This window comes from Priestia taiwanensis (assembly GCF_014638355.1).
Taxonomy (GTDB): Bacteria; Bacillota; Bacilli; order Bacillales; family Bacillaceae_G; genus Priestia_D; species Priestia_D taiwanensis.
On record NZ_BMFK01000001.1, the window covers coordinates 1,404,606 to 1,422,691 of the forward strand.

The following is an 18,086-nucleotide window of genomic DNA, read 5'->3' on the forward strand; positions in this document are numbered from 1 at the left end:
ACTATATTTTATATAACGATTTCTCATCTGTCCACAAATAGGCAACGGTGACGTGTCGAATTATCGAAAAAGAAAAAAAGCTATCAAATTTGATAGCTTCCTTATCCCTTGTAATGCTTATCCACTCTATAAATAAACGCAAATACTTCCGCAACAACTTGATACAATTCTTCTGGAATTGATTCATTAATTTCGAGCTTACTTAGCACCTCTAGTAACGAAGGATCTTCTTGAACCGGAATATCATGCTCCTTTGCTTTAGCAAGTATTTCATCCGCAACAAGACCTCTTCCCTTTGCTACAACATAAGGGGCATCTTGTTTAAATTGGTCATATTTTAGAGCAACAACTTCTCTGCGCTTCTCCATCATACGTGTAAATCAACTCCACTATACGTCTTCGAGTAGTAAGATTGCCCTTGGATTCTCTCTACTTTCTCTTCTCCAAAAGGTCGTACTTTAATAGCCGACAACTCATAATTTAACCCTTGTAAATGCTGTCTTAATGACTCCTGATACATAGGAATAATACGCTCTAATCCATCTGTATTATTCAACACAGTAATCTGAACAATTCGATTTTGAATATGTACATCTATTCCTGTATCTTGCAATGCTTCTAATTGTAGATAGAAGAAAATACGACAAAAATCCGTATCAATTTGACCGTCTTTCGTTTCTTTTCCACTCCACTCTATTTGTACATCTCTTAATACACCAGCCATCGTCATTGGAATGTGCGTTACCACATGCAACATAGGGCCTACTGTCTCTTGAGATAACAATTGTTGGCCAGTTATCCGATGAACAAGCACCTCTATTTGGCTTTTTGTTTGTGATGTTAATGGTTCTTCTAATGTTTGTAATAGAAGTGGCTTTAATGTATTCATATGTTCTTGTTTCTGTTGTCTTCCTGTAAGCGATTGCTCCCATTCAAGACCTAATGACTCTATAACCATCTTCATATGAGATGCTAGTTCTTTCCCAGCCGGCATTGCGAAAACATCATTCATAACCTTTGTCAAGACTTGTTGCTCTTGCTTCGTTAATTGCGGCATTTTCTCGGATAACATTGCAAATTGTTGTACCGCTGTAGAGGGTAATGTATCTTTGCTAAAATACGAAAGCAATTGGTGTACTTGTTCTTGCTTACTAGGTAATTCTTTCACAAACGATATGAACTGTTCTGGTGTCATGTTCTTCACCTGTTCATTTCGACTAACCTCTGCCATAGGTAGCGTACCGTTGCTTACATTCACTTGTTCTACAGGTACTTTTGTATTACTAATGTTCATTTTTTGCAAAAGAGATTCGACAACGCGATTTTCTTTCCCTACTATCCCCTCTGTTAATAGACGGATAAGTGCATCTTGCTGTTTCCCTTGATACGTCGTTGTTAGAAATTCTTTCAGTTGACCGGCGGCTTTTGGCAATTCTTCCTCATTCATCAGAGCACTCAATACATTCGTTATACCTTGTTGAAGAGAAGGATTTTTCTCATATGTGGTGACGCTTTTGATTGTTGTCTCTGTTAACGGAAGATCTTTCTGAATAAGCAAACGAATGGCTTGCAACTCTTCTTCACCTAAAGGCATCTTTGCTAATACATTCGCAAGTTGCTGAAGCTTTGCTTGTGTAAGGGGAATATTATTGTTTAATAACATAGTTGCTAATTGCTTCATCTCTAAGGTACCACTAACTCCTACTTGTTTTAGAAGGAGTGAGACTCGTTCATCCATTGATAAAGTATTTCCCGGTTGCATCACTTTTAGCACTAACTGACCATTTTCAGATTGTTTCACTTGTAAAACGTATCGCCCATTTTCTTCAAGTGGTGCTTCAATTTTGGCAAGCATTTTCGTATTATTAATTTGTACAACAGCCATATCTCCTGGTAACTTCTCCATAATAGTGCCTTGTACGACTTGTCCGGGCCGTAACACCGTTTCTTTTGCCTGAACAGCTGACGACGCTTGGACACTGTTTAATAAGCGCTGAAGCATGAGTTCTCCCTCCTCTTATTACTTCACGAAATCTTTAATTGGTGCAAATGACTTACGATGCTCAGGCAACACTCCATGCGCCTTTACAGCCTCAATGTGCTCCTTCGTCCCATATCCCATATGCTTTTCAAATCCATATTGCGGATGCTTCTTGCCTAGTTCTTTCATCATACGATCACGTGTTACCTTAGCAATAACTGAACTAGCTGCAATCGACACGCTATTTGCATCCCCTTTAATAATTGATGTTTGAGAGATGTCACACTCTAACTTCATTGCATCAATTAGTAAATGCTCAGGCTTCACATCAAGCTGCTCAATCGCTATCAGCATGCCCTTCTTTGTCGATTCATATATATTAATAGCATCAATTTCATCACTTGAGATAACTCCTACGCCAATACTAATCGCGTGCTCTATAATATAATTGTAGTATTCATCACGTTTCTTCTCACTTAGCTTCTTTGAATCATTAAGCCCTGCTAAATAGAAATCTTCTGGTAAAACAACTGCTGCACATACAACAGGACCCGCTAACGGCCCTCGTCCAACTTCATCCACACCAGCGATGTGTTGAACTCCTTGTTCGCGTAACTCCTTCTCATATGAAGACATATGAATAAAAAGCTGTCTCTGTTTCTCTTTCTCTTCTTGACGCTTCTCCCATTGTAAAATGGCTTTATGAACACCTTTACGTTCGTCTTGACGTAACGTTTCTACTTCTTCTATCGTTATATCTTCGCTCTGTAAAAACTGCTGTATCTCTTTAATAGATTGCTTCATCCCTAAACGCTCCTTCTCTATCTTTATTATCGGATATATCTATACTTTGTTAATACCGGCGTATTTCCACAAAAAACAAAGGTCCACCTTATTCAGGTGCACCTTCTGTTGATACTTCTAAATCGATTGGTCGCTCAAATGTTAATCGTCCTAATCTACCACCACGAAGCTCTCGTAATACTAAATCCGATACTTTATCATAATCAACATCCCCGCCGCCCATTAAGCAACCACGAAGCTTTCCAATCGCATCAAATGCTTCTACAATATCATCTGTAATAGCTGTAATACCGTAACGTTCTTCTAGGCGCTTCGGATAGCGTTCACCTAAGAAACGAAGTGCATATACCGTGATATCTTGTAAATTCATAATTGAATCTTTAATTGCCCCAGTTGTCGCTAGACGTAAACCAACAAGCTCGTCCTCAAATTTAGGCCATAAAATACCCGGCGTATCTAACAATTCGATTTCTTTTCCAACTTTAATCCATTGCTGTGCTTTCGTTACACCAGGACGATCTCCTGTTTGTGCGATATTTTTCTTCGCTAATTTGTTGATTAACGTTGATTTCCCTACGTTTGGAATACCTACGATTAACGCACGAACAGCACGAGGCTTAATGCCTTTCGCTCTCATCTTGTCAAACTTTTCTTTCACAAGCTCTTGACAAGCGTTAATAATTTCTTTCATTCCTTTCCCAGACTGCGCATCAATTGCTAGTACTTTGTGACCTTGTGCCTCAAAGTATGCAATCCATTCTTTCGTTACTTTATCATCTGCTAAATCAGCCTTATTCAGCAACATTAACCTTGGTTTATGTGAAATAATCTCATCAATCATCGGGTTACGTGAAGATGCAGGTAAACGTGCATCAATTAACTCGATTACAACATCGATTAATTTTAATTTTTCCGTTACTTGACGTCTCGCCTTGGCCATATGACCAGGAAACCATTGAATTGCCATGTTGTCACCTTCTTTTTCTTTCTTTATTTTACAATACCTACTTCATCTAAAGGCCAATAAATAACATCTACCCCGCCAATTACCACATCCATCGGAATAACCCCAATTGTACGACTATCTTTGCTAAAGCGACGGTTATCCCCTAATACGAACAAATGCCCTTCCGGTACAACTTTGTATCCTCCAGGTAAGTGTTCTAACGTGAAATCAGATGTAAATGATCCATTGCTTTGCTTCTTTTTATATTCAGCTAAATACGGCTCGTCACACGGCTCTCCGTTGAGATAGAGCGTATCACTCTTATATGCGATATGATCTCCCGGCAACCCAATTACTCGTTTAATATAATTTTTGTTCTCCGTTGCTCGAAAAACAATAATATCAAACCGATTTGGTTCACCGAATTGATAGCTCAGTTTGTCCACAATCACTCGATTTTCATTATGCAAGGTTGGCATCATCGACACACCATCGACTAAAATAGGTGCCCACAAAAAGGTGCGAATAAGGACAACGGTAAGAAAGGCAATAATAGCCACCTTTATCCACTCCCACATTTTCGACATAATCCATCTCCTCCATATATTCTACACGACTTTATGCACTCGTAGTATGTATACAAACAACGCAACCAATAGAAAATGATGAAAAAAATATCCTTAGTAAAAAAAAGGAGCTTGCAAAATACAAGCTCCCATTTCGTTATTATCGAATTTCTTTAATACGTGCAGCTTTACCGCGTAACTCGCGTAAGTAGTATAACTTAGCACGACGCACTTTACCGCGACGAATTACTTCTAACTTAGCAATTTTTGGAGTGTGTACTGGGAACGCACGCTCAACACCAACACCGTAAGAAACTTTACGTACTGTAAATGTTTCGCTGATGCCGCCACCGCGACGCTTGATTACAACACCTTCAAAAAGCTGGATACGCTCACGAGTACCCTCTACAACTTTCACGTGTACACGTACAGTGTCACCAGGACGGAAAGCTGGTAAGTCAGTTCTTAATTGTTCTTTTGTAATATCTGCGATTAATTTTTGCATAGATATTTTCTCTCCTTCCACAGATGCTCTTGCAGTGAATCCACTTACAGCGGAACATCAGTTTTAAGGACCTATGTTGTACATAAGTCACGAAAATTATCATAGCATAATCACATTACTTATGCAACAAAAATTGTTAATCCTTAAATTCCTCTAACCATGCTTGTTCTTTCTTTGTTAACTCATATCCTTCAAGAAGATCAGGACGCCTCATATACGTGCGGCGTAACGACTCTTTTTTGCGCCACTCTTCAATTTTAGCGTGATTTCCTGATAGTAAGACGTCCGGTACCTTCATCCCTCTAAACTCCGCAGGACGCGTGTAATGAGGGTGTTCTAGGAGACCTGTACTAAACGAGTCTTGAATATGCGATTCCGCTTTTCCTAACACATCTGGTAATAAGCGAACGACACTATCTGTTACAACCATCGCCCCTAACTCGCCACCCGTTAACACATAATCACCAATTGAGATTTCATCCGTTACAAGATGCTCACGAACACGCTCATCGTACCCTTCATAATGACCACATAAGAAAATTAAATGTTCCTCCTTGGCAAGTTCCTCTGCCTTCTCCTGCGAAAAACGTTCTCCTTGTGGACACATTAAAATAATACGAGGCTTCTTCTCTGTCTCTTTCGTTAACATCTCTACCGCATCAAAGAATGGCTGTGGCATAAGTACCATACCTGCCCCACCACCATATGGATAATCATCCACCGTATTATGCTTATTAGAAGAGAAATCACGGAAATTAACGACATTAAGATTGACTGCATCCTTCTCCTGTGCTTTCTTCAAAATAGAAGAACCGAACACACCTGTGAACATTTCAGGAAACAGTGTCAATATATCGACTTTCATTATAGTAATCCTTCCATTATATGAATAATTACTTTTTTCTCTTCTACATCAATGTCTAGCACGATATCTTTAATATATGGAATAAGTGCATCTTTTTGTCCCTTACGAGCAATAACCCATACATCATTTGCACCTGTGTTAATAATTTCTTTAATTGTACCAATCTCATCTCCGTCTTCTGCATATACTGTGCATCCAATGATTTCATGGTAATAATATTCATTTTCCTCTAGCTCACCTAACTGATCACCTGTTACTTTGATCATGCCACCCTTAAACTTCTCCACGTCATTCACATTAAAGTACCCTTCAAATGACAATAAATCAAAGTTTTTATGTACACGATGCGCCGCTACAACAACTGGTATTGGTGCTTTGTCATTTGGCATAAAGATATGTAACTTGTTGCCAATTTCATAGCGCTCTTCTGCGAAATCTGTAGTTGAAATAACACGTATTTCTCCCTTAATACCATGTGTATTCACAATTTTACCTACGTTAAACCATTTCATCATTGTTTCTCACCTCAAGTTATAATTCTCTTCTCTATATTGTACTCATCTATATATATCATTATTTCACGATAGTAACATACACCAATTAGTTTCTCATAATACAAAAAAAGGAGGAGGTAAAACCCCCACCCTTTTTTTGTAAAACATAATCGATCATTGAATATCTAAGTAGATACGTTTACCTTGTTGATGTCCTGCAGCGTAGACAACTGTTCGAATTGCTTTCGCAACGCGACCTTGTTTGCCAATCACTTTCCCAACATCATCTGGATGTACAGTTAAATGATATTTCACTTCTGCATTCGTTGATGTTTCCGTAATCGTCACATCTTCTGGAAAATCAACTAACGGTTTGACAATCGTTTCGATTAAGCTTTTCATATTATGCTGAATCCATTACTTCGCGTTTTTAGCGTTGTGGAATTTTTCCATGATACCAGCTTTTGAGAATAAGTTACGAACTGTATCAGATGGTTTAGCACCTGTTTGTAACCATTTTAAAGCTTTCTCTTCATCGATTTTCACTTCAGCTGTTGGTTGAGCAACTGGATTGTAGTATCCAATTTCCTCGATGCAACGACCGTCACGTGGTGAACGAGCGTCTGCTACTACTACACGATAGAAAGGAGACTTCTTTTGTCCCATTCTTTTTAAACGAATTTTAACTGCCATTTTATAAAGCACCTCCGAATTTGTTTCACACAGGATATAATAATATCAATATCTAATGTGTTTGTAAAGTATTTTTTCTTAACAGGTGAAAAATACTTTATTTCCTTAATCTTTTTTACATAAATGGGAATTTAAACCCACCTTTTTTCTTACCTTTTGCTGTCATTCCTGACATTTGTTTCATCATCTTCTTCATATCTTCAAATTGCTTGAGAAGACGATTCACCTCTTGCACATTTCGTCCACTACCTTTAGCAATACGCTTCTTACGACTAGCGCTAATGATTTCAGGGTGGATTTTTTCTTCTTTTGTCATGGATTGAATAATCGCTTCAACATGTTTGATCTGCTTTTCATCAACCTTCATGTCTTTTAGACCTTTAATCTTATTTGCTCCTGGTAACATACCAAGAATTTCATCAAGTGGGCCTAACTTACGAACTTGTCCTAATTGATCTAAGAAATCTTCGAACGTAAAGGACATAGAGCGCATTTTTTGTTCTAATTCTCTTGCTTTGTCTTCATCTACAGCCATTTGAGCCTTTTCAATTAACGTTAAAACATCACCCATACCTAAAATACGAGATGCCATACGTTCTGGATGGAACGGCTCAAGCGCATCTAACTTTTCACCCATACCAACAAATTTAATTGGTGTATTTGTCACAGCTCGAATAGATAACGCAGCTCCACCACGTGTATCACCATCTAGCTTTGTCAATACAGCTCCAGTTAAACCTAATTGCTGATGGAAACTATCTGCTACGTTTACAGCATCTTGACCGGTCATAGCGTCTACCACAAGGAAAATCTCATCTGGCTTTGCGATTTCTTTGACTTGTTGTAGCTCGTCCATTAACGCTTCATCAATATGTAAACGACCTGCTGTATCAATTAATACATAATCAAGATGTTCTTCCTTTGCCTTCGCAATTGCTTGCTTCGCAATTTCAACAGGGCTTACTTGATCGCCTAATGAAAACACAGGCATATTTAACTGCTTCCCAAGCGTCTCAAGCTGTTTGATGGCTGCTGGACGGTAAATATCCGCTGCAACTAATAATGGCTTACGATTATACTTTTTACGAAGTAAATTTGCAAGCTTACCTGTTGTTGTCGTTTTACCTGCCCCTTGAAGACCTACCATCATAATAACAGTCGGAGGGCGATTACTTACCGCAATCTTACTTTGTTCTCCACCCATTAAAGCTGTTAGTTCTTCCTGTACCACTTTAATAACTTGTTGACCTGGTGTTAAGCTTTTTAATACTTCTTGTCCCACTGCACGCTCATTCACGCGCTTAACAAAGTCTTTCACGACTTTGAAGTTAACATCCGCTTCTAAAAGAGCAAGACGAACTTCACGCATCATTTCTTTTACATCAGCTTCGTTTACAACACCTTTTCCGCGAATCTTTTGCATCGTTTGCTGAAGTCGGCTGGCTAATCCTTCAAATGCCATCGCTACCGCCTCCTAATCTAATTTCTCGATTGTATCAACTATTTGCTTTATTTCATCACTTGCTTGTGTTTCATCAAGTATCGACTTTAATTGTAACACAAGTTGTTGGCGTTCTTGAAACTTTTTCAGTAAAAGTAATTTCTCCTCATACTGCTCAAGCATCGTTTCTGTTCGCTTTATGTTATCATACACAGCTTGACGACTTACATCGAACTCTTCGGCAATTTCACCAAGAGAATAATCCTCTAAATAATATAGAGACATATAGCTGCGTTGCTTTGGGGTTAATAACGATTGATAAAAGTCATACAAATAATTCATTCGCATTGTCTTGTCTAAATTCATTACTCCACCCCTTGTTAAGTTAATTACCTTTACAAAATATAGAATACTAATATTCAAAAGAACTGTCAAGTATTTTTAGTTGATAGGGACTTTTTTTTTACTTTTATGGTTCTTCATAAAAAACAAAGAGCATATGCACCGTACTCCGCATGGATGTTGTCTGTTACATGCATGCAACACAAAAAAGCTACTAGACATTACGTCTAGCAGCTTCCACTAGTTATTCCTCTGTTCCTTCTAACACGTCTCCAAATAAACCATATACAAACTGCGATGCATCGAATTCTTGTAAGTCATCCATTTTCTCACCAAGTCCAACGAACTTCACTGGTACATTCAGTTCTTTACGAATTGCAATCACGATACCACCTTTAGCAGTACCATCTAACTTCGTTAACACAATACCTGTTACGTCCGTTACTTCGCCAAATGTCTTCGCTTGCTGTAAGCCATTTTGTCCTGTTGTCGCATCGATAACTTGTAATACTTCATGCGGTGCTCCTGGAATTTCACGTTCAATAACACGCTTTACCTTCTCAAGTTCATTCATTAAGTTAACTTTATTTTGCAAGCGACCCGCTGTATCACATAATAATACGTCTACTTTACGTGCTTTCGCTGCTTGTACAGCATCATACATAACCGCCGCAGGATCCGAACCTTCTCCCTGCTTAATCACTTCTACGCCTACACGCTCGCCCCATACTTCAAGCTGGTCAATTGCACCCGCGCGGAATGTATCACCCGCTGCCAGTAATACCGATTTACCTTCTTGCTTAAATTTATGTGCTAACTTACCAATTGTTGTTGTTTTACCAACACCGTTTACACCTACGAATAGAATTACAGTCAAACCATTCTCTTGCATATTAAGAGCTGGGCTCGTTTCGCCAGCTTCGTTGTAAATATCGACTAACTTCTCTGAAATAACTTCTTGCAAATCTTTCGTTTCTTGAATGTTGCGTTTCTGCGCTTCGAACTTTAATTCATCAATTAAGTCCATTACTGTGTTAACACCAACATCTGCACCAATTAAAATTTCTTCAAGCTCTTCAAAGAAATCTTCGTCTACTTTGCGATATCTCGCTACTAAGTCATTCACTTTCTCTGAGAACGAATTTCTCGTCTTCTCAAGACCTGTCTTAAACTTTTCAGTTACACTCTCTGTTTGTCGTGAAATTGTTTCTTTTAACTTTTTAAAGAATCCCATATGTACACGCCCTTTCCCTACACTTTATGTATAACTAGAAGGTAGAACATTATCTACCTTCTGGTTGTTAAACACCAACCTCTTCTTGCTCATCTAAACGAACAGATACTAACTTCGATACACCTGACTCTTGCATCGTCACACCGTACAGAACGTCACTTTCTTCCATCGTACCTTTACGATGTGTAATAACGATAAACTGAGTTTCAGCACTGAAGCGTTTTAAGTACTGGGCAAAACGAGCTACGTTCGCTTCGTCCAACGCTGCTTCTACCTCATCTAGTATGCAGAATGGTACTGGCCTTACTTTTAAGATAGAGAATAGCAAAGCAATAGCTGTAAGCGCACGTTCTCCACCTGATAGTAGTCCTAAGTTTTGCAATTTCTTCCCTGGTGGCTGTGCTACAATCTCGATACCAGTATTCAGTAAATCATCACTATCCGTTAATTGTAAATCTGCTCGCCCACCACCAAATAGCTCTGCAAATACTTGTCCAAACTCTGCTCGAATACTTGAGAACATATGTTGGAATCGTTTCTTCATTTCTTCGTCCATTTCACTAATTACTTGATGTAATGTATCTTTTGCTTCCCGAAGATCCGTACGTTGTTCCATCAAGAATGTATAACGCTCTGATACACGTTCATACTCATCAATCGCACCTAAATTCACTGTACCAAGCTCTTCTATTGACATCTTAATTAGCTTCACACGTTTTCTCGCTTCATGAACTTCTAATACCATCGGATACTTTACTTTCGCTGCATCATACGACAACTCATATGCCTCTTGTAAATGATGTAGACGGTTATCCAGTTCAACATCAAGACGGTTAATTTGTACTTCTTCATCTTTTAACGTGTCTAATAGGAACTTATGTTGACGTTTCGTTTCTTTTAATTCATTTTCCACGTCTTCTACTTGCTTACCAAGTTCTAATCTTTCTTGACGACGAGATGTAATTAATTCTAATGTCTGCTCTTTGTCGTGCTTCTTCTTACGTAACGTTTCTTCCACTGTCGTTTCACCGTGCTCGTTCGTCGTTACGTCTGTTTGGAGAAGTTCTAGGTTTTCTCGTGCTGTTTCTAATTCTTTCACTTGTAATTCATGTTGCTCTTTCAACCTAGTTACTTTTTCATCTTGATTCGTTGCAATTTGTTGTTTCTCAGCTACTTTTACTTTTAGCTCTGTAACTTCAAGTTGTAACGTTTCTTTCGATAGTTGCTTCTCAGCTTTTTGTTTCGTTAACAGTTGAACTTCCGCATCTAACTTCGTAATTAACTCTGTTGATTCTTCTAACGACTTCTTTAAGAACGTTATTCGATTTTCCATCTTCACACGTTCTTCTGCAAAATCCGCCATTTCTAAGTCATATAAAGATAAACGATCATTAACGCCTTTTGCTTCCACGTCCACTTGCTTTAACTCACTTAATAGACGCTGTTCTTGTAAGCGTAAAGATTGCACGTGTTCTCTTTTCTCAAATAACGCTTCATCATTTGCTTGAAGGTTTACCTTTAAGTCTTTTACGTATTGCTCAAGGTCAGTTGTCTTCTTGACCATATCTTGAAGCTTCTCTGTCACATCCTCTAACTCACGTTGACGGCTTAATAACGATGTTTTATTTTGCTTCACTGCACCACCAGTCATTGAACCACCTGGGTTAACAATATCTCCTTCTAACGTTACGAAACGATAGCGGTATGAAAGTTGACGAGCTAATTCATTCGCTCCTTTTAGATCATTCGTAACAATAACTGTGCCTAGTAAGTTCGTGACGATGTTCGTATACTTTGCATCGAACACTAATAAATCAGATGCAATGCCAACGAACGATGGGTGTTGCTTTACGTAATTTAATTGATCAAATGGGAACGATTTCCCCTTCATAACGGATAAAGGTAAAAACGTCGCTCGACCATAACGATTTTGCTTTAAGTACCCAATTGCTTGACGTGCGTTCGCTTCATTGTCTACAACAACATGCTGCATTGCTGCACCTAACGCTGTTTCGACCGCCACTTCGTACTCTTTCGGCACCGTAATTAACTCCGCAACCGCTCCTTCAATACCAGGTAATGTTTCTTTCGCTTTTAGGACTTCTTTTACCCCTTGATAGAATCCTGCATAATCATCTTGCATTTCTTCTAACATTTCTTTACGAGACTTTGTTTGTTGCATATATTGATACGCCTGATATAGCAACGTTTCTTTCTTACTGTACTCTTCTTTTGTCGTCTCTTGCTTTACTTGTAACTTCTGAAGGTCTGCTTGCGCTGCCTCTAGTTCCTTCACTAACTTCTCTAGCTGTTCATCTAACGTCTCTTTTTGTTGTTGGAACTGTTGACGCAGCACTAAATATTTCGCATTCTCGTCATCTAAACGAGCGTTCTTAGCACCATATTGATTCAACTGTTCCTGTAACATACTCAGCTCATTACGGAATGAAGCTTGTTGATTTAATTTCTCGATATAATCAGCTTTGACGTTATCAATTTGCTCTTCTAACGCTTTTTCATCAAAGAGAAGTCCTGTTTCTTTCTCACACAGAACATGTTGGAGTCCTTTTATTTCTTTTTTTAATAATTGCAACTCCGATTCTTCTTCTAGGCGAGTTTCACTTAATTGCTTCGTCGTTCCTGTTAATTCTTCAATCTTTTGTTTTAATTGAAGAGAATACGAAGCTGCGTTTTTCTTACGCTCTTTTAATAATTCTTTCTGTCCCTCTAACTTCTCAATGTCATTACTTGTTAATAACAACACTTCTTGAAGAGACTGAATACTTTCATCAATCACTTGGATTTTCTCACGATAATCAACGACCATCGCTTCATTCTTTTGCAAGGAAGCTGATACCTCAAGTTCTTTAAGCCCGTGTGCTTCGAACTCTTCTTTTAGCTTCTCCCACTTCGCATGCAATTCTTCAATTTCATAGACAATAAGAGCTGCTTCTACTTGCTCTAATTCTTCTTTCTTCTCCAAATATTCTTTCGCAAGAGATGCTTGTATTTTTAACGGTTCGATTTGCCCTTCTAATTCATGCAAAATATCTTCTACACGATTTAAGTTATCTTGTGTTTCCGACAATTTAACTTCCGCTTTTTTCTTACGTGTTTTGTATTTCAATACGCCCGCAGCTTCTTCAAAAATACCGCGACGATCTTCTGGCTTACTACTTAAAATCTCTTCTACTTTTCCTTGACTAATAATAGAGAAGGCTTCTTTTCCTAAGCCCGAATCCATAAATAAATCAACGATGTCTTTTAATCGACAATTTTGTTTATTAATAAAGAAATCACTGTCACCCGAACGATATACTCGGCGTGTCACACTCACTTCGTTGTACTCAAGAGGCAATGCATTATCTTCGTTATCTAATGTTAACGTTACTTCCGCTACGTTTAGAGCTTTGCGAGAGTCGCTTCCTCCGAAAATAATATCTTCCATTTTAGAACCACGAAGGGATTTCACAGACTGCTCTCCAAGTACCCAACGAACAGCATCTGTAATATTACTTTTTCCACTTCCATTCGGCCCTACTACCGCTGTTACACCTTTATCAAAGTCAATTGATATACGGTCTGCGAACGATTTGAATCCAACGATATCTAATCGCTTAAGATACAACGTAATCCCTCCAATCTTTTATTATCTCGATACGAAAACAATCCCCCTGTCGAAAGGGGGATTTAGCCACGTTCTTCTTTTAATTTTTTCAGGGCTTCTTGTGCCGCATGTTGCTCGGCTTCTTTCTTTGATTTCCCACTTCCTAGACCTAACACAATACCGTTTAGTGAAACGCGCGATACGAATTCACGATTATGTGCAGGTCCTTTTTCGTGTAAAATCTTGTATTCGATATTTCCAATGCCATCACGCTGTATTAATTCTTGCAGTTGGCTCTTGTAATCCATCACATGAGAAAAAGCACCATTATTAATTTTAGGATATACAATATCCTGAAGGAATGAACATACAGCTTCTAATCCTTGATCTAAGAACAACGCTCCGATAAATGCTTCAAATACGTCGGCTAATAACGCTGGGCGTTCACGGCCTCCCGTCATCTCCTCCCCTTTTCCAAGTAAAACAAGACTTCCAAATTGAAGTTCATTTGCAAATTGGACAAGTGAAGGCTCACATACAATAGCAGCTCGAAGTTTTGTTAACTCCCCTTCGCTCATTGTTGGATATTTTTGAAACAAGTATTGAGAGATTGTTAGTTCTAATACTGCATCTCCTAAAAACTCTAGTCGTTCATTGTCTTCATGTGGCTTTTTACGATGCTCATTCACATAGGATGAATGTGTAAATGCTTGGATTAATAATTTTTCATTCACAAACGTAACGTTCAGCTTTTTTTGAAATTGCGCAAATGCTTCACGATACTTTTGCTCATGTCTCTTTTCTCTCATTCGCTTATAATTTGCCATCGGTACCTCCAAATATATGTCAAGTTAATGATGTAAGACTTAACAACGGAAACACCTTTGTTAACACAAAAAGAAAAAACATCTATCCGAATTCATAAAGGAATTAAGCCCCACCGTAATGGGGCTTAATTTATTGCATCTTATAGATTGCTTTCTATGTAGTTAACAGCGTCACCCACAGTTGAAATCTTTTCTGCATCTTCATCTGAAATTTCCATATCGAACTCATCTTCTAGTTCCATTACTAACTCAACTACATCTAATGAATCCGCGCCTAAATCTTCTTTAAAGCTAGACTCCGGTTTAACTTCTGACTCATCTACACCAAGGCGGTCAACAATAATCTTTGTTACACGTTCTAAAACCTCTGCCATGCTTGTCACCTCCCCTCAAATATTATAAATTATATTTTATCAAAAAACTAGTACCATTTAAATAAGCATAATAAGAGATTATCTAGATCCTCTCGCTTATTAGCGGGAGGAGAAATTACATCACCATTCCACCATCAATATGAATTGTTTGACCTGTAATATAATCACTATCTGATGATGCTAAAAACGCTACTGCCTTTGCGATATCTTTTGCTTCGCCAAAGCGTGCTAACGGAATTGTTTTTAACATCTCATTCTTCACTTCTTCAGATAATTCATCTGTCATATCTGTCGTAATAAATCCTGGCGCAAGTGCATTAACGTGGATATTACGGCTTGCAAATTCTTTTGCAGTTGTTTTTGTTAAACCAATGACACCAGCCTTTGCCGCTACATAATTCGCTTGTCCAGCATTACCAGATACCCCGACAATTGAAGCGATGTTGACGATTTTACCATGGCGTTGACGTGTCATATGACGAGATACCGCCTTAATACATAAGAATACACCTTTTAAGTTCGTATCCATTACACTATCCCATTCTTCTTCTTTCATACGCATTAGTAAGTTGTCTCTTGTGATACCTGCGTTATTAACAAGAATATCGATTTGACCGAATACATCAATTGTTCGTTTCACCATTGCCACTACTTCGTCGTTACTCGCAACATTTGCTTTCACGGCAATAGCATCACGACCCATTGCTTTAATTGCATCTACAACTTCATTCGCTTTTTGTTCATTTCCAGCATAGTTTACAACAACATTTGCGCCTTTTTCCGCTAACTCTAACGCCACTGCTCGACCGATACCTCTTGAAGCACCTGTCACAATCGCTACTTTCCCCTGTAACATTTTCATTCCCCTTTCAATTTCGCCACTGTTTCTTGAATAGTAGAAGTATCATATACACAGTACGCTTGTACATTTTTATTAATCGACTTCATTAATCCAGCTAACACTTTTCCAGGTCCAATTTCAATGAACGTATCTACACCTTGCTCAATCATTTTCTCAATTGAAGGATACCATTGTACTGGTGAATATAGTTGCTCTACTAATTTCTCTTGGATAACTTCCGCTGCTGTCACTGGAGTCGCAAGTACATTCGCTACCACTGGAACATTTGCTTCGTTCCAAGATACACTTTGAAGAACATCTTTGAATTTCTCGGCAGCCGGCTTCATTAACGATGAATGGAACGGTCCACTTACACGAAGTGGAATTGCACGTTTTGCACCTTGTTCCTTCGCTCGTGCTGATGCAATCTCAACGCCTTCTTTTGTACCAGAAATAACGATTTGAGCAGAACTATTCATGTTCGCAACATCAACTGCATGACCTTCCGCCGTTACATCTTTCGTGATGTTATGAAGAATAGAAGCATCCATTCCAAGTATCGCAGCCATGCTACCAATCCCAGCTGGTACTGCTTGCTCCATTAATTCTCCGCGCTTACGCACAACGTATACTGCATCCTCGAACGATAACACGTCCGCTGCAACAAGTGCACTGTACTCACCTAAACTGTGACCCGCCACGTAGTCCGGTTTAATACCAGCCTCTTTTAACTTCATCAAAATAGCTGTACTCGCTGTTAACAGCGCTGGTTGCGTATTTACTGTTAATGTTAATTCTTCTTGTGGACCATTGAAGATAAGGTCACTAAGCTTCATATTTAACGTGTTATCTGCTACATGAAAAAGATTCGCCACTTTCTCACATGAATCATATAACTCTTTCCCCATCCCTACTGCTTGTGATCCTTGTCCAGGAAATAAAAACGCTACTTTCCCCATTTGTCTACATCCTCTCTTACTCGTCTACACGCAACCCTTCTTTCTCGATTGTTTCACGGATAATCGTTGATACTTGTTGATTAGCCATTTCGTGCGCTTGACGGATTGTATGATAAAACGTCTTTGCAGTTGAAGATCCATGCGCTTTAATAACCGGTGCATTTAATCCAAATAGACTTGCCCCGCCATGCTCTGAGTAGTCCATACGGTTCTTAATGGATTTAAATTGTGGCTTTAGTAGACCTGCTGCTAATTTGCTCGTAAACGTACTCGTTAACTCCGCTTTTAAAATCGAGAACATCGCTAACGCCGTACCCTCCATCGATTTAAGTGCAACATTCCCTGTAAATCCATCTGTTACAACGACATCCGCCACACCGCTCATTAAATCTCGTGCTTCAACATTCCCTACAAAGTTTAAATTTGAATTTTGTAATAATGCGAAAGCTTGTTTCGCTAAGTCGTTTCCTTTTTTATCTTCTGTACCGACGTTCAGTAAGCCTACACGTGGATTTGGAATCGCTCGTACCTTCTCTGCATAGATAGATCCCATTACTGCATATTGGTACAAGTGCTCTGGTTTCGCATCTACATTCGCACCTACATCTAACATGACAAACCCTTGCCCATCCACTGTCGGTAAAGTTGGTGATAACGCCGGACGCTCAATTCCTTTAATACGTCCAACAACGAATAATCCAGCTGCCATTAACGCTCCTGTATTACCAGCTGAGATACAAGCAGCTGCTCGTCCCTCTTTCACTTCTTGTGCCATTAAGACCATCGAAGAATTCTTCTTGCGTCTTACAGCACGTACAGGCTCCTCATCTGCTTCAATTACTTCGTCTGTATGTAGAATATGGATACGTTCTTCTGACGTTAAATGTTCGCGAATCTTGGCTTCATCTCCTACAAGTGTAAATTCTACATCTGGAAGTTGTTTCACAGCTTCCATTACTCCTAGTACGACTTCTTTTGGAGCATTATCTCCACCCATTGCATCAATTGCTAATCTCATTATTCGTTACCTTCCTTGCCATGTTGTTTATTTGAACGGTACATATGGAATGTTCCTGTGAAAACTAACTCTGTTCCAACAAAGCTATTTACTTCTACGACCGTTCTTCCCTTTTCGTTCTCTACTTCCAAGACTTTCGCTTTCGCTACAACTCTCTCATTCTCTTTCACAAGACGTTTGAAGCGAACAGTAGAAGAAGCAGTTAACGCTAATTGGTCATTAATAACCGCCACAGCTAAGGAATTTGCTTGCGCGAACAAATGGTGTCCCCTTGCAATATGATTTCGACTAAAGACATGCTCTCTCTTCACTTCAAAAAGAGAAATAGCACTGTTATCTAACTCTAAATCAACAATTTCTCCTATTACATCTTCTATTTCTAAAGACTTCACATCTTCTAATTGTTGTGTCGCTACGTTTTTAATACGTTCACGTAATTCCGGAATAGATAATTCTAAACGATCTAAACGGATTGTCTGAATACTCACTTGGAATTGCTCCGCTAGTTCTTCATCTGTAATAAACGGATTTTGTTCAATCGTTTCTTTCAATAACTGCTGTCTTTCTTTCTTATTTCTTCGCATTTTTG

The 18,086-nt window shown here is 38.8% G+C and carries 20 protein-coding genes; all 20 read right to left on the minus strand.

From position 1 onward, the window contains the following. Nucleotides 1-101 precede the first annotated feature (101 nt). The 20 genes from IEV41_RS07275 to fapR all read right to left on the minus strand — a co-directional run bounded on the left by IEV41_RS07275 (nt 102) and on the right by fapR (nt 18,081). Nucleotides 102-371: an EscU/YscU/HrcU family type III secretion system export apparatus switch protein gene (locus IEV41_RS07275; protein ID WP_188387729.1), complete on the minus strand. Its 270-nt coding sequence runs from the start codon at nt 369-371 to the stop codon at nt 102-104. Then, nucleotides 368-2,002: a TP0910 N-terminal domain-containing protein gene (locus IEV41_RS07280; RefSeq protein ID WP_188387730.1), complete on the minus strand. Its 1,635-nt coding sequence runs from the start codon at nt 2,000-2,002 to the stop codon at nt 368-370. Before IEV41_RS07280 ends, IEV41_RS07275 begins: the two co-directional genes overlap by 4 nt. Nucleotides 2,003-2,020: 18 nt before the next feature. After that, nucleotides 2,021-2,785, minus strand: a complete 765-nt coding sequence (gene rnhB / locus IEV41_RS07285) for a ribonuclease HII (protein ID WP_188387731.1) — start codon at nt 2,783-2,785, stop codon at nt 2,021-2,023. Nucleotides 2,786-2,873: 88 nt separating this feature from the next. Beyond that, the gene (gene ylqF / locus IEV41_RS07290; RefSeq protein WP_188387732.1) at nt 2,874-3,752 is read right to left on the minus strand and encodes a ribosome biogenesis GTPase YlqF; all 879 of its coding nucleotides are present in this window, start codon (nt 3,750-3,752) and stop codon (nt 2,874-2,876) included. A gap of 23 nt (nt 3,753-3,775) precedes the next feature. Continuing rightward, nucleotides 3,776-4,318 carry a signal peptidase I gene (gene lepB, locus IEV41_RS07295; protein ID WP_188387733.1) on the minus strand — a complete coding sequence of 181 codons (543 nt, stop codon included), beginning with the start codon at nt 4,316-4,318 and terminating at the stop codon, nt 3,776-3,778. Nucleotides 4,319-4,457: 139 nt separating this feature from the next. Further along, on the minus strand, nt 4,458-4,802 hold the full coding sequence (gene rplS / locus IEV41_RS07300; RefSeq protein ID WP_188387734.1) for a 50S ribosomal protein L19: 345 nt from the start codon (nt 4,800-4,802) through the stop codon (nt 4,458-4,460). Between the two features lie 136 nt (nt 4,803-4,938). Continuing rightward, nucleotides 4,939-5,667, minus strand: a complete 729-nt coding sequence (trmD, locus tag IEV41_RS07305; RefSeq protein ID WP_188387735.1) for a tRNA (guanosine(37)-N1)-methyltransferase TrmD — start codon at nt 5,665-5,667, stop codon at nt 4,939-4,941. Continuing rightward, on the minus strand, nt 5,667-6,182 hold the full coding sequence (gene rimM / locus IEV41_RS07310) for a ribosome maturation factor RimM (RefSeq protein WP_188387736.1): 516 nt from the start codon (nt 6,180-6,182) through the stop codon (nt 5,667-5,669). The genes trmD and rimM overlap by 1 nt, the downstream gene beginning before the upstream one ends. 153 nt (nt 6,183-6,335) lie before the next feature. Beyond that, a complete protein-coding gene (locus IEV41_RS07315) occupies nt 6,336-6,563 on the minus strand; it encodes a KH domain-containing protein (RefSeq protein ID WP_188387737.1) in 228 nt (75 codons plus the stop codon). Nucleotides 6,564-6,578: 15 nt separating this feature from the next. Further along, nucleotides 6,579-6,854, minus strand: a complete 276-nt coding sequence (gene rpsP / locus IEV41_RS07320) for a 30S ribosomal protein S16 (RefSeq protein ID WP_188387738.1) — start codon at nt 6,852-6,854, stop codon at nt 6,579-6,581. Between the two features lie 115 nt (nt 6,855-6,969). Beyond that, complete coding sequence (gene ffh, locus IEV41_RS07325; protein ID WP_188387739.1) at nt 6,970-8,316, minus strand: signal recognition particle protein; 1,347 nt, start codon at nt 8,314-8,316, stop codon at nt 6,970-6,972. Between the two features lie 12 nt (nt 8,317-8,328). Further along, nucleotides 8,329-8,661, minus strand: a complete 333-nt coding sequence (locus IEV41_RS07330; RefSeq protein ID WP_188387740.1) for a putative DNA-binding protein — start codon at nt 8,659-8,661, stop codon at nt 8,329-8,331. 220 nt (nt 8,662-8,881) lie between these two features. Then, on the minus strand, nt 8,882-9,871 hold the full coding sequence (gene ftsY, locus IEV41_RS07335) for a signal recognition particle-docking protein FtsY (RefSeq protein ID WP_188387741.1): 990 nt from the start codon (nt 9,869-9,871) through the stop codon (nt 8,882-8,884). Between the two features lie 67 nt (nt 9,872-9,938). Then, nucleotides 9,939-13,499, minus strand: a complete 3,561-nt coding sequence (gene smc / locus IEV41_RS07340; RefSeq protein ID WP_188387742.1) for a chromosome segregation protein SMC — start codon at nt 13,497-13,499, stop codon at nt 9,939-9,941. 62 nt (nt 13,500-13,561) lie between these two features. Continuing rightward, nucleotides 13,562-14,305 carry a ribonuclease III gene (rnc, locus tag IEV41_RS07345; protein ID WP_188387743.1) on the minus strand — a complete coding sequence of 248 codons (744 nt, stop codon included), beginning with the start codon at nt 14,303-14,305 and terminating at the stop codon, nt 13,562-13,564. Nucleotides 14,306-14,445: 140 nt separating this feature from the next. Beyond that, on the minus strand, nt 14,446-14,679 hold the full coding sequence (gene acpP / locus IEV41_RS07350) for an acyl carrier protein (RefSeq protein ID WP_188387744.1): 234 nt from the start codon (nt 14,677-14,679) through the stop codon (nt 14,446-14,448). Between the two features lie 115 nt (nt 14,680-14,794). Continuing rightward, nucleotides 14,795-15,535 (minus strand): 3-oxoacyl-[acyl-carrier-protein] reductase, encoded by a 741-nt coding sequence (gene fabG, locus IEV41_RS07355; protein ID WP_188387745.1) that lies wholly within the window; start codon nt 15,533-15,535, stop codon nt 14,795-14,797. A gap of 2 nt (nt 15,536-15,537) precedes the next feature. Beyond that, entirely contained in the window at nt 15,538-16,479 is a 942-nt protein-coding gene (gene fabD, locus IEV41_RS07360; protein WP_188387746.1) for an ACP S-malonyltransferase, read from the minus strand. A 16-nt stretch (nt 16,480-16,495) separates the two neighbouring features. After that, nucleotides 16,496-17,497, minus strand: coding sequence for a phosphate acyltransferase PlsX (plsX, locus tag IEV41_RS07365; RefSeq protein WP_188387747.1), 1,002 nt, complete (start codon nt 17,495-17,497; stop codon nt 16,496-16,498). Next, the gene (gene fapR, locus IEV41_RS07370) at nt 17,497-18,081 is read right to left on the minus strand and encodes a transcription factor FapR (protein ID WP_188387748.1); all 585 of its coding nucleotides are present in this window, start codon (nt 18,079-18,081) and stop codon (nt 17,497-17,499) included. Before fapR ends, plsX begins: the two co-directional genes overlap by 1 nt. Nucleotides 18,082-18,086 lie beyond the last annotated feature (5 nt).